Raw genomic sequence first — 13,492 nt, 5'->3', positions numbered from 1 at the left:
CGTTATAGAGAGGATGAATTCATATGACCAGGGTAAATAAAGATAACGCAGCAGAATTTCTGCAGCAGTTCCCTATTTTTCAGGATTTAAGCCCCGAAGAGTTGAAAAAGGTGGAAGAAATCGCTATATCCCGAAGCATCAGTAAAAAAACAGTCATTTTTAGTGAAGGTAGCGAAAAAGAAGCGGTGTTCTTCATCCGTACCGGTATTGTCAAAGCGTACAAAACAGATGAGAACGGACATGAACAGATTGTCTCCTTCCTCAAAACAGGAGATATGTTCCCTCATACCGGATTTTTTAATGCGCATCCATATCCTGCTACCGCTGTTGCAATCACGCCGACAAGCCTGCTGGCGATTCCCGTCCGGCATTTTGAACGCCTGATGCTAAGCACACCTTCGATTGCCATCAAAATTATGCGTGTACTCGGCGATAAAATACGCGAATTACAAGATAAATTACAAGTACTTTCTGGACAGGACGTTCGTAATCGTGTGCTCTCCTTTCTTCTTATGCTTGCCGAGCAACATGGTCAACAGCAGGCGGACAAGGTTGTCATTAATCTGCCCATGACACACCAGGAGTTTGCCAATTCAATCGGAACAACACGGGAAACAGCCAATCGACTGCTGAACCAGCTCTCCAAAGATGAGTTGCTTGAGGTTGATCGAAGTCGCATCATCATTCATAACCTGCAAGCGTTGAAGGAACAACGAGATGCATGAGCATAACGGCAAGCTGCTTCGTGCATCTTGTCTCTTCTTTCTTCTTTCTTCTTCTTTATTTCTTCTTTCTTCAGTGTGAATGTATGACTGCCCTTTGTGCAAAAAGAGACCTTAACTACTGTAATTCAAGTTAAGGTCTCTTGCTGTATGTTGGATCACTTTTTCAAAACTCTTCCGTTCAAAGCATGATTCAGGCAATTGTTAGATCGGGCTTACTCATGTCGCTGAACATACCTGCGTAATATTTGACTTCTCCAGCTTCATTACGAATCGCTGTAATACTGAGCCACTCCTGATAGACCTCACCGTTTTTCTTCCGGTTCCAGATCTCTCCCTGCCAGTATCCTTTGTCACGCAGTTCCTGCCACAACTGATCATAAAACTTTTTATCCTGCTTGCCTGATTTCAGCATGCTTGGCTTCTGCCCAACCGCTTCTTCAGCTGTATAACCTGTAACTGCCGTGAAGGCTGGATTCACAGAACGAATAACACTGTTCGTATCCGTCACCAGAATCGCTTCAATCGTATTCTCCAAAATGCTTGCAGACAGTTGAAGCTTCTCCTGGTAGAACATCCAGATGACAAGCACCAGACTTACGAGTGCAATCTGAGATAAAGCCATAAATCCAATCGCGTAATGTCCTGTCATACTGTACAGCAACGTCAGCATCAATGGAGGGAAGAAACCACCCAATCCACCCATAGCTGAGATCATACCGTTAGCGATACCTGCTTGTTTAACGAAATACATTGGCACTAATTTGAAAATTGTACCGTTCCCTGTCCCTGCGCAGAGCGCAACCGTCAGACAGCCTACCGTATAGATATAGAAGGATGGCGCGAAGGATAGCACAATTGCTGCGACCGTTAACCCGCCGAATACAAACATTAATATTTTAAACGGATTAAATCTGTCACCCAGCCATCCGCCAACCGGACGCATGATTGTTGCGACCAGAATAAATCCTGCGGTGCGAAGTCCGGCATCAACCTTATCCATATGGAAATTGGTTACGAGGAAGTTCGGCAAGTAGACGGTGAATGCCACGAATGAACCGAATGTCAGGAAGTAAAACAAACACAATAGCCACAGCTTGTTATTCCGAGATACATCTTTTAGCTGCTGCATCAGAGGAAGGGTGACACGTGTTTCTTTTTTATCTCCCAGCGCAAAATTCAGTGCCGCCATACCAATTAGAAGAATACTGTAAAATAATACGGTTTTGGACCAACCCACTTGAGCAGCAACCAAAGGGGCCCCAAATGCCGAAAGTGCCGTACCCAGGTTACCAATACCATAGATCCCGTTCACGAAACCGTGGCGCTCTTTCGGATAATACTTCGGCAGTGAGGTTACTCCGACCGAGAATACAGCCCCTCCGATCCCGAGGAAAAATCCCCCAATAATCAGATCACTGAAAGATGTTGCACGGCTTACCCACCATACCGGAGCCAGTAACAACACAAAGCTGATCATGAAAATGTTACGTGCCCCGTATCGGTTCGTCCAATACCCAATCGGAACACGGGCAACCGAACCGATCAATACCGGAATCGCCGTTGCCCAAGCCAGCTGTGATGACGTAAGCACGATATCTTCTTTAATGAAAGGCATAAGTGACGACAGAATCACCCATACCATGAAACCGAGAATCAAACTTGCGGTTTGCAAGGGCAGTTGAACTTTACCTTGTTGCTGCATTTACATCGCCCTTTCCTTTTGTTGTTCCTGATTCGGATACACTGCTCCATCTCTTCTTCTATAGAGCACATAGCTACGTCTGAGATATCCGAGGGGCATACTCAGCATGTGAACGAGACGTGTGAATGGGAACACACAGTACAACACAAATGTAAGCAGAATATGAACTTTAAAGTTCATTGGCACAGTTTGCATCAGGGCCGGATCAGGCTGGAAGACCAGAAGCCCACGCAGCCATGGATTAATCGTCGTACGATAATCAAACCCACTGTGGTTTAGCGCATTGGCTGAAGTTGCCAAAATACCAGTCACAATAACAATGACCAACATGGCAAGGGCTAGCCAATCCCCAACGCTGCTTGTTGCGCGCACTCTACGAGCCGTATAGCGGCGTACCAACAAAATAACCAAACCGGCAAATGCAATAATTCCTGCCGGTAACCCGCCGAACACAGCGCCCATATGATAGGCTTCGTCACTCAGACCGATCCAGTGGTAAAATTCGATCGGTACAAGCAATCCCGCAATATGTCCGCAAATCACGGCGAAAATGCCGATGTGGAAGAGTAAGCTTCCCCATCGCAGCATCCGTTTCTCCAGCATCTCACTAGATTTCGACGTCCAGCTAAACGGATTGGTTACATATCTCCAGATGGTCGCTGTGATACAAAACACAATGACCATATACGGGAGAGCACCCCATAACATGAATTCCAGTGTACTCACCGACTGCCCCTCCTCATCAGCTCAACGATCTCATTCAGACCGCCGAGAGGTTGTCTCTGTTCTTCTTTGCTTGGTTCAGGTATGTCCGAAACAGACGGCTCGGGCATCACCTGTAACATCAGCTTAAGGAGTGGACCGTATGGACTGTTTTGTCCTGCAATGCTTTCGGTCATCGACACCAGCGCTTTATGGCAACTGTCCAGAACTCCGATGGCATCTTTCTCCGGAGCCTCGGCAATGAATTCAAGCACCATAGGCAAATAATCCGGGAGCTCGCTGGCTTCCATATAGAAACCAGCCGCTTCATATCTGCGCTTCAAATCAATCAGGGCCGGCCCGCGATCCCGCTCATCCCCATGCAGAGCATAAGTGAGATAGAGATTTGATTTTTTATCAAAGTCAAACGAACGAACATAAGCGTCCTGCCACCGAATGGCATCGACAGCCTGTGCATCTCTGGTGAAGGTTAACACGGTCTGCTTCACTTCTTCATCAGCGATCGAAAGAACAGCTTCCTGTACGCCTTGTAATCCCGCTCTCCACTCGGTATCCGGATATTGCAGCAGATAGGAGATCAGTTTGCAGACCATTCGTCTTGTTTCCGTGTCATACCCCGGCTTCACGATTGGTTCTGGATCGATATCAATGGTCATCGTTGTTGTCTCCTCTCCTATGAGAATACGCCGCAAGAACCAGGGCCGCCTGCAAAGTCAAGACCGCAGCTGCCTTGTTCACTGAAGAGATCCGCCACTTCCTCACGGTGAGCTGGCGGGATTACAAAGCGATCATCGTATTTCGCTATAGCGAGCAGACGATACATATCTTCCACTTCCTGCGCACTCATGCCTACCCTATCCAGCAAGTCGGACTCACTCGTTTTGCCGGTCTGCTGGTTGCGCATATGAATCCGCATTACAGCCATTTTGCGCAACACTTCACGAATGCGCCCTGTATCTCCGGCAGTCAACAGGTTCGCGAGATATTCAACCGGAATACGCATGTTATCAATGGCCGGGAAAATATCGCTCGCTTCCAGCGAACTTCCTTGGCCTTCTACCCGGTTGGTGATTGGGCTCAGCGGCGGAATATACCATACCATCGGCATCGTGCGGTATTCAGGGTGAAGTGGCAATGCGATCTTCCAGTCAATCACCATTTTGTAGATCGGGGACTGCTGTGCTGCAATAATCCAGTCCTCCGGAATGCCTGCTGCACGTGCTTCACGGATGACTTCAGGATCATTCGGATCAAGGAATACATCCATTTGGGACTCATACAGATCCTTTTCATTTTCCACTGAAGCTGCCGCTTCAATGCGATCTGCATCATAGAGCATCAGACCGATATAACGGATACGGCCCACGCAAGTTTCGGAACAGATCGTTGGCAAACCCGCTTCAATCCGCGGGAAGCAAAGCGTACATTTCTCGGCTTTGTTTGTCTGCCAGTTGAAATATACTTTTTTGTATGGGCAGCTCGATACACAGAATCTCCATGCACGACAAGCATTCTGGTCAACAAGCACGATGCCGTCCTCTTCGCGTTTGTACATCGCTCCTGATGGACAAGAGGACACACAGGACGGGTTCAAACAGTGTTCACAGATCCGCGGCAGGTACATCATAAATACCTGTTCAAAATCCATTTTGATCGATTCCTCGACACCTTTCATGTTTGGGTCTTCCATCCCCGTGACATGAGCACCCGCGAGGTCATCTTCCCAGTTTGGACCCCATTCCAGATTCATGTACTCTCCGGTAATCTGGGATTTCGGTCTTGCAACAGGCTGGTGTTTCTTCTCCGGACTGTTGGTCAGTTTTTCGTAATCATAAGTCCACGGCTCATAGTAATCGTCAATCGTTGGTTGATCCGGGTTGTGAAAAATGTTCAGCAAACGTCTTGCCCGTGTACCGGATTTCAGCTCCAGCTTGCCATTTTTCATCTCCCAGCCGCCGCGATAACGCTCCTGATCCTCCCATTGTTTCGGATAACCAACACCTGGTTTTGTTTCGACATTGTTAAAATACATGTACTCTGCACCTGGACGATTCGTCCAGGTGTTTTTGCATGTAACGCTGCATGTATGGCATCCGATACATTTGTCCAGGTTCATGACCATACTGACTTGTGCTTTAATCTTCAAGCCAATCCACCTCCTGCAGTTTTCTAATGATGACGTTCAGGTCACGCTGGTTGCCTGTCGGGCCATAATAGTTGAAACCATAACTTAACTGGGCGTACCCGCCGATCATATGGGTTGGTTTCACATGAATACGGGTCGGACTGTTATGCGTACCGCCGCGAGTCTGTGAAATTTTCGTACCCGGAACATTAATATGACGATCCTGAGCGTGATACATAAACGCTACTCCGCGCGGAATACGGTGTGTGACGACCGCCCTCGCCACAACAACCCCGTTGCGGTTGAAACATTCGATCCAGTCGTTATCCACCAGACCCGCGTCCTCAGCATCTTCGTGGTTCATCCAGATCGTTGGGCCCCCCCGGAACAAAGTCAACATCGGCTGTGCATCATAGTACATACTGTGGATAGACCATTTGTTATGCGGTGTCATATAGTTCAGCACGATTTCCTTGCCGCCCTCGATCGGACGTTTACTGTTTGGATGGAACGGTGTATGTTTCAGAATCGGTTTGAAGGTCGCCAGTGTCTCGCCAAACTCACGCAGCATCGCATGGTCGATATAGAACTGTTGTCTGCCTGTCAGCGTACGCCATGGAATCAAACGTTCCACGTTGGTTGTAAACGGTGAATACCGCCGTCCGCCTTTTTCCGATCCGCTGAATGCAGGTGACGTGATCACTGTTTTCGGTTTCGACGTAATCTCATCGAAGGTGAAACATTCCTCCGAGCGTTCTTCTGCGAGATCCTTTAGATGCAGTGCCGTTTTCTTCTCAAGTGACTCCCATGCACGTACAGCCATCTTGCCGTTTGTGGTGGTGGATAGCGTCAAAATGGCTTCAGCGACATTACGATCTGAACTCAGATCGGGACATCCTTGTCCAATGCCATCTTTGCGATTCACACCCAAAATGCCTTTCAGTTTCTCGTATTCCTCCGTTGCAGACCAAGAGATGCCCTTCGTACCGATCGGCTTATCCTTCACATTCGGCCCGAGACTGATCATTTTGTTGTAGACCGCAGCATAATCACGTTCAACCACCTGAATATGCGGCATCGTTTTGCCCGGAATCACTTCGCATTCTCCTGCGCTCCAGTCTTTAATCTCTCCATACGGCTGAGCGAGTTCATCTGGTGAATCATGCAGCAGCGGTGTAGCCAAAATCTCCTTCTGTGGTCCATCGAACTGCTGTGCAGCCATTTCGGAGAACACACGCGCAATCTCCTTGAATGTATCCCAGTCTGAACGGGATTCCCACTGCGTAGCAACCGCCGGGTTGAACGGGTGCACAAACGGGTGCATATCCGTACTGCTCAAATCGCTTTTTTCATACCATGTTGCTGCCGGAAGAACGATATCGGAATACATGGCTGTACCTGCCATGCGGAAGTCCATATTGACCATGAGATCCAGCTTGCCTTCCGGTGCATCATCCACCCACTCCACATGCTCTGGACGAAGTCCGAGATCATCGTCATTCAGCAATCCGTTCGTAGCACCAAGCAAGTGCTTGAGGAAATATTCATGTCCTTTGCCCGAGCTTGAGATCAAGTTGGCTCTCCATACAAACAGCACACGCGGGAAGTTCGCCGGATCGTCCGGCTGTTCAATCGAAAATTTCAGATTTTTATTTTGCAGTTCAGATGCCACATAGGCTCCGATCTCTTCTGTTGTCGTTGCCCCCGCATTCAGTGCATCCTGATGCAAATCAATCGAGTTGCGGTTGAATTGCGGATAGGATGGAAGCCAGCCCATGCGCGCAGCCATGACATTATAGTCGGCAACGTGCTGGAACCGCGGATCGCCCTCAAGTGCTGAGGTCAGTTCTCCGACTGGGGTCTCCTCATATCTCCATTGATCTGTTGCAAAATAGAAGAAGGATGTTCCGTTCTGCAGACGCGCAGGTCCGCTCCAGTCACGTGCAAATGCAATCGTCTGCCAGCCTTCGGCCGGACGCAGTTTCTCCTGACCGACATAGTGAGCCCAGCCTCCACCGTTAACCCCCTGGCAACCCGTCATCAGAAGCAGGTTGATAATGGCACGATAGATAACATCAGAGTTGTACCAGTGGTTGATGCCAGCCCCCATAATAATCATAGAACGACCTTGTGTATCCACCGCATTTTGTGCAAACTCACGTGCGATCTGAACGACGGTATCACGATCAACCCGGGTAATTTTCTCCTGCCAAGCAGGTGTAAAGGGTTTATCCTCTTCCGCTTCCAGAACGACTCCTGCAACGATTTCAGTAGAGTCTGCTGAACGAGTCATTTCACGATCTACCCCGTACTTCGCCAGCACGAGATCGTATACTGAAGTAACCGTAATCCAGCGATCATCAACCCAGATGCGGCGCACCGGGATTTGCCGTTCCATCACATGACTTCCTTCGTCATCGAAGTAAGGCAGTTGCAAGGTTACGAGATCATGATGCACACCGAGCATCGACAGTCTTGGATCAATCGGCTCACCGGTATCCACTTGTTCCATTTTGAGATTCCACGTACCTTCTTCACCCCAGCGGAAGCCCATACTGCCTTTTGGAATCGCATAAGTTCCCGTATTTTCGTCATATACAAGGGTTTTCCATGCCATATTGTTGCCCTCGATGCCAAGGTCTTCCCCTAGCAAGAAGCGGCCTGCAACGTTTACGCCATCCTTCTCTTCCACAATCAACAAATTCGGGAAGTCCGTATACTGTTTCGCGTAGGACATGAAGTAATCTGTAGGACGTTCCAGATAAAATTCCTTCAGGATGGTGTGTCCCATGGCCATGGCAAGTGCACCATCTGTACCCTGTTTTACGGACATCCAAGTGTCAGCAAACTTCACATATTCTGCATAATCGGGGCTGATGGAAACGACTTTTGTTCCCTTGTAACGTGCTTCAGCAAGGAAGTGAGCATCCGGCGTACGGGTCATCGGCAGGTTGGAACCCCAAACCAAAATGTATCCTGAGTTATACCAGTCACTACTTTCCGGCACGTCCGTCTGATCCCCCCAGATTTGCGGGGATGCCGGCGGCAGATCCGCGTACCAGTCGTAGAAACTAAGCAGTGGTGAACCCACGAGAGACAAGAAACGGGAACCAGCTGCGTAGCTGACCATGGACATCGCTGGAATTGGGGAGAAACCAATGATCCGATCAGGACCGTAATCTTTGATCGTATGAATCATGGAAGCAGCAATAATCTCTGTCACTTCCCCCCATGACGCACGAACCAATCCACCTTTACCGCGTACCGACTTGTATCGTTTCACTTTGACGGGATCATTCGCAATACTTGACCACGCACGAACAGGATCGCCATGTGTTTTTAAAGCGTCACGCCACATTTCCAGTAACGCCCCACGCACGTAAGGGTGTTTTACACGCAGTGGACTATGTAGATACCATGAGAAGCTTGCCCCGCGCGGACATCCACGTGGTTCAAAATCAGGCATATCCGGTCCGGTGGATGGATAGTCCGTCGCCTGTGTTTCCCATGTCACGATGCCATCCTTGACATAAATCTGCCAGCTGCACGAACCCGTGCAGTTCACACCGTGTGTAGAACGCACCACTTTATCATGCTGCCAACGACGCCGATACACATCTTCCCAATCCCGGTTAACCGGGGACATTTCACTCCAGCCTTCTGCGTTTTTCTCACGTTTAGCAAAATACTTCAGTTTGCCCATCCAGGGCATGCTTTCGCTGCTCATTGTTGTCCTCCCACAATAGTGACCTGTTGAAACGATTTCGCACTTCCTATCCTCCAATCTGCGACATATGCCGCAGCGTAGGTGTTCCGTTAATCTGCTGCCCTTTCAAGGCTTTTACCATGTCATGAGTTTCGGGTTTGGTGCCGAGCGCCTTATAAAACAAATCCTGCACCGCCTTGTCATTACCGACGAGCGGACGAACATTATACTCATCCGACCAGTACAGACACGGCTTAATGTTGCCGTCGGCAGTCAACCGGAGTCTGTTGCAACTGCCGCAGAAATGACTGCTGACCGGACGAATCAGCCCGAACGTTCCAGCGGCCCCAACAATCCGATAACTGTCCGCTGGGCCATTGCCATACACATCGCGGCTTTCGTAGTTCCACTTGGTTCCGCAAGTCTTCAGCACATGTTCTAGCGGCAAATAACTCGACTTCCAACCGGTTCCACTATTTCCGATGGGCATGTATTCAATAAAACGAATATCAATCGGGTTCTCCAGCGTCATGCGTAGAAAATCCTCTACCTCATCGTCATTTATACCCTTCATCAGTACAACGTTTAGCTTGATTGGCTTGAATCCAGCCCTTTGACTGGCTTCAATGCCCTCCAGCACACGATGTACCTTCCCGCCCCGTGTAATACGCGCAAATCGCTCCGGTTTGAGCGAATCGAGACTAATGTTAACGCGTGTCAAACCTGCAGCCTTCAGCATCTCGGCATGAGGTGCCAAAAATATGCCATTGGTTGTCAATGCAATGTCTTCAATCCCCGGAATAGCGGATAGCATGGCAACCAATTGATCCAGCCCCTTGCGAACCAGAGGTTCTCCGCCAGTCAATCGCAGCTTCCGTATGCCCAGCGGAGCAAGTGCCTGGACAATCGATGTAATTTCTTCATAGGACAGGATGCGTTCTGTTGGTTCAAACTGCATTCCTTCTTCCGGCATGCAATACACACACCGCAGATTGCAACGGTCTGTAACCGATATTCGCAAGTAATCATGCACACGTCCAAACGGGTCTAATAACTTTGATTCCATACACGTACCTCCTCTCTCTCGGGTGCTTTCATGACATCGGCTGAAGGAAAACACTCGCTTCCTTACATGCACTGTCAATCATGGGCTAAGCATAATGATGCCCGGCTCTGCTAACTGTGCAAAATATCACAAGAACTGAAACATAACGCACAGTTGCATATTTATGAATGCTCCAGAGCCCTTTTCCGAACAGGATTCCAGCTTAAATAAGGCGAGATTATGACAAAAATAAAGGTGTGAGCAGGCTCACACAGCCCTCCTGTCTGCTTTTCTATAATCAAGTTGCAACACCACAACTAATCCCAATTTGGAGGAATGACCCATGAACACATATGTTGCAGCCATTAATGCGACAGAGTATCCGCCTCATCTGAAACATAAAATCATCTTTGAAACGTTCGAAGCCCTTCAGCCGGAGGAAGCGATGCTGCTAGTGAACGATCACGATCCAAAACCACTCCGCTTCCAGTTTCAATCGACACATCCCGACGGTTTTGAATGGGAATATATCGAACAAGGTCCTATAACGTTTCAAGTCAAAATCACGAAACGATAGATTGGAGTTGAACGGAAATGGCGCATGTTGAAATCATAAACGAGACTACACTGCGTCTTACGCTGGGACTCGAAGATGCTGCATCCATGATTCAGATTGCTCAGCGTGAGCAGGCAACCTATGCACAAGAGATCATTACGATTTACGAGAAAATGCCCGTGTTTGAATTTACTCATTTCTGCTTTTATGCCTATGAAAGTGCGAGATTGTTTGAGCGTGTGCTTGAGATGGGCCCCAAATCCTATCTCTCTTTCTCCCTTGATGCACCCGACTCATTCTTCTATGCCCTGTACGGTGGCATGGCTGCTTTATATGAATCTTCGGTCAAGCTGATTCAGCAGACGAGCACCGCCACAACAGTCAGCACCGAATCGGATGTGAAGATCAATGCCTGAAACTGTCGTTAACATTGTGGCACTGGACGTTCGTCCTCACCTGAGCAAAAAGTTAGAACCTTTCCAGCTCATTATGGATACCGTCAAAGAACTGAAGCACGAAGACGTATTCGTCCTGCATGCGCCATTCAAGCCAACTCCACTGCTTGGCATTCTGAAAATGAAAGGATACTCCAGTACATCAGAGCGTCTTGAATCCAATCATTGGGTGACCACGTTTGTGCACAAAAAAAACAAAACCGCTGCAGGGAAAATCTCTGCGGCGGTTCAATCCAGTACGCTGGCTCGGAACAAATTAGATTCCTCGTCGATTGAGGGCTTGGCTTCAGAGAATGTCATACCTTCCTGTGAAGGGCAACCTCCAGCGATAACTGAACCTTCGAAATCCGAGGTTTTGCCAGAGGAGGCTATAACACAGGAACTGAAAGAGCCGACCATCGTTCTGGACAATCGCGGACTGGAGCCGCCTCAGCCGATGATGCGCACATTAGCCGCTCTCAAACGCTGCAAACCAGGAGAAATTGTATTGATTCACAATGACCGTGTGCCTGTATTTTTAATTGAGGAATTGAATCAGCTCGGTTGTCGATACACGGTACAGGAGCAAACGGATGGAACAGCCAAAGTCAGCATCGAAAAAGGATAAGGAGGCGAAAGCCATGTCCAGGCTGCCGTTTCTTTTTATCATCACAGGCATTGCTGGCTTTATCATGTATCATGTATTTTCTCTGCTATCACTGACTGGCTGGCTTGGTGATGAATTAAGAGGACCTGAAGGCTGGTTTCACGCTCATCTGTTTGTGCTCGGGTGGGCCACCATGCTGGCGATGGGTGCTGTCTATCAGTTGATCCATGTCATTTTGCAAACGAATATTTACAGTAAAGTGCTTGGTTACTGCCACTATTTCTTGTTCAGCATCGGTGCTGCAGGCATGTTGATTGGCTTTATTAGCGCAGATGTGATCTGGATTGCAGGTTCGGCCACACTTGCTTTATCCGGTATTCTGCTCTTTGGCTGGAATATGACTGTCACCCTCTTTCGAGCTTCGAAATGGAACCCGGTGACGATCAGTGCAGCCTGTGCCTGTCTATATCTAGTGCTTACCGGATTATCGGGCTTGCTGATGGGACTTGATTTTGCTTTTGGCGACTGGAACGGTCTGCATGAACGATTGTTTGGCGCTCATATCTGGATAGGTACTCTCGGCTGGTTTGGCATGCTGATTACCGGGTTCAGCTACAAGATGCTGCCCATGTTCTATCTCTCTCATGACATCCCCACCCGTTTGCAAAAGGCGGTTATAGCCCTCTGGAATGCTGCTGTTATTATAGGTGCCATTGCATTTCTAACAGGTATCCAGGGCAGCCTGCTCTGGTTCGCGCTTTTGCTTATAACCGGAGCACTGATCTGTTATGCAGCCCACCTGGAGCAGATTCAGGAGAAACGCCACAAAAGCAATCCCGGCCCCGGCATTCGCTGGACTGTTTATGTAAGCCGAGCTTTGACTGCATATGCAATTGCGCTGTTAATTTATAGTGCCCAGAGCACAGAGCTGCTGCTTGACTCACGTGTTGTTCTGCTCACCGGCTGGGTATATCTTGGAGGCTGGGTGTCCCTGACTATACTCGGCTATGCTTCCAAAATTGTTCCCTTCCTATGGTGGACCCACAAATATGGCAAGCTTGCCGGACGGCCCGGAACTCCGCTTATGGCTGGCATATTACGTGAAAAAAAGATCAAACATGGCATGCTCGCGATGGCGTCTTTCAGCCTTCTGTTAGTCAGCGGCATTCTGATTAATCTCGCGGAAGTCATGATGATTGGCGGGACGTTGCTGTCTATCGTTTCGATTCTGTATATCTGGAATATCGCTTTGGTGTTCAGACGATAACAACATGGAATGGAGAGTGAACAAGATGCAACAAACCTCGGAACTGCTTAACTATTTAAAAGAAGTCTATGATCCTGAGCTTGGCGTCAACATTGTTGACCTTGGCCTAGTTTATGAAGTGAAAGAAGAACCTGAACGTATTCAGGTACGTATGACGCTGACTACACCAGGCTGTCCGCTTCATGATACGATCGTTGGTGCGGTGAAATGGGTTTTACAAGAAAACACCGATATATCCGATATTGACGTACAGGTAGTATGGGAGCCACAATGGTCTCCACAGCTGATGTCCAGAGAAGCCAAGGAGATGCTGGGGTATTTTTAAAAAGTGCTTATATCACGATCAAAATAACGTACTAAAGCTCTGATTTCATCAGGCCAAGGTACGTTTTTGTGTTGTTTCAATTTACTCTGACAGGATAAAGCACTTTTCCTCCTTTTTATCCCTCTATTTTCTTCTTCTCATCACACTCACTTCAGCATGAAAAAAGAGACCCCTGTCGGAGCCGAGGCCACTGAAAAAGTCCATTCCATGTTAAAGGTACAGCTCTCAAGAAAATTGTGGAGACTGTACCTTTTTCGCTTATAATTAAAGTATCATG

Annotated in this window: 12 protein-coding genes; 6 read left to right on the top strand and 6 right to left on the bottom strand. The window is 48.3% G+C overall.

Going from position 1 to position 13,492, the window contains the following annotated elements; all coding sequences use genetic code 11:
- Positions 1-23 precede the first annotated feature (23 nt).
- Complete coding sequence (locus HNR77_RS20345; RefSeq protein WP_184188348.1) at positions 24-725, top strand: Crp/Fnr family transcriptional regulator; 702 nt, start codon at positions 24-26, stop codon at positions 723-725.
- Between the two features lie 190 nt (positions 726-915).
- Here HNR77_RS20345 and HNR77_RS20340 read toward each other — a convergent pair whose 3' ends face one another.
- From HNR77_RS20340 to moaA, 6 genes are read right to left on the bottom strand one after another with little or no spacing between them, the layout of a single operon-like run.
- The gene (locus HNR77_RS20340; RefSeq protein ID WP_184188345.1) at positions 916-2,427 is read right to left on the bottom strand and encodes a nitrate/nitrite transporter; all 1,512 of its coding nucleotides are present in this window, start codon (positions 2,425-2,427) and stop codon (positions 916-918) included.
- Positions 2,428-3,135 (bottom strand): respiratory nitrate reductase subunit gamma, encoded by a 708-nt coding sequence (narI, locus tag HNR77_RS20335; protein ID WP_184188630.1) that lies wholly within the window; start codon positions 3,133-3,135, stop codon positions 2,428-2,430.
- 14 nt (positions 3,136-3,149) lie between these two features.
- A complete protein-coding gene (gene narJ, locus HNR77_RS20330; protein WP_184188341.1) occupies positions 3,150-3,806 on the bottom strand; it encodes a nitrate reductase molybdenum cofactor assembly chaperone in 657 nt (218 codons plus the stop codon).
- 17 nt (positions 3,807-3,823) lie between these two features.
- Positions 3,824-5,296: a nitrate reductase subunit beta gene (narH, locus tag HNR77_RS20325; RefSeq protein ID WP_184188338.1), complete on the bottom strand. Its 1,473-nt coding sequence runs from the start codon at positions 5,294-5,296 to the stop codon at positions 3,824-3,826.
- The gene (locus tag HNR77_RS20320) at positions 5,286-9,002 is read right to left on the bottom strand and encodes a nitrate reductase subunit alpha (protein WP_311768654.1); all 3,717 of its coding nucleotides are present in this window, start codon (positions 9,000-9,002) and stop codon (positions 5,286-5,288) included. Before HNR77_RS20320 ends, narH begins: the two co-directional genes overlap by 11 nt.
- A gap of 46 nt (positions 9,003-9,048) precedes the next feature.
- Complete coding sequence (moaA, locus tag HNR77_RS20315; RefSeq protein WP_184188335.1) at positions 9,049-10,047, bottom strand: GTP 3',8-cyclase MoaA; 999 nt, start codon at positions 10,045-10,047, stop codon at positions 9,049-9,051.
- Positions 10,048-10,369: 322 nt separating this feature from the next.
- On the opposite strand from moaA, the gene HNR77_RS20310 reads away from it, so the two are divergent.
- From HNR77_RS20310 to HNR77_RS20290, 5 genes are read left to right on the top strand one after another with little or no spacing between them, the layout of a single operon-like run.
- The gene (locus tag HNR77_RS20310) at positions 10,370-10,603 is read left to right on the top strand and encodes a DUF2249 domain-containing protein (protein WP_184188332.1); all 234 of its coding nucleotides are present in this window, start codon (positions 10,370-10,372) and stop codon (positions 10,601-10,603) included.
- 17 nt (positions 10,604-10,620) lie between these two features.
- Complete coding sequence (locus HNR77_RS20305) at positions 10,621-10,998, top strand: hypothetical protein (RefSeq protein WP_184188329.1); 378 nt, start codon at positions 10,621-10,623, stop codon at positions 10,996-10,998.
- Complete coding sequence (locus HNR77_RS20300) at positions 10,991-11,644, top strand: DUF2249 domain-containing protein (RefSeq protein ID WP_184188326.1); 654 nt, start codon at positions 10,991-10,993, stop codon at positions 11,642-11,644. The genes HNR77_RS20305 and HNR77_RS20300 overlap by 8 nt, the downstream gene beginning before the upstream one ends.
- Before the next feature lie 13 nt (positions 11,645-11,657).
- Positions 11,658-12,890 carry a hypothetical protein gene (locus tag HNR77_RS20295; RefSeq protein WP_184188323.1) on the top strand — a complete coding sequence of 411 codons (1,233 nt, stop codon included), beginning with the start codon at positions 11,658-11,660 and terminating at the stop codon, positions 12,888-12,890.
- Between the two features lie 25 nt (positions 12,891-12,915).
- A complete protein-coding gene (locus HNR77_RS20290; RefSeq protein ID WP_184188320.1) occupies positions 12,916-13,215 on the top strand; it encodes a metal-sulfur cluster assembly factor in 300 nt (99 codons plus the stop codon).
- Positions 13,216-13,492: the final 277 nt, after the last annotated feature.

It is taken from the genome of Paenibacillus sp. JGP012 (assembly GCF_014203995.1).
GTDB lineage: Bacteria > Bacillota > Bacilli > Paenibacillales > Paenibacillaceae > Paenibacillus > Paenibacillus silvae.
The sequence above is the reverse complement of the archived record's forward strand: the minus strand, read 5'-3'. Positions and strand labels throughout refer to the sequence as shown.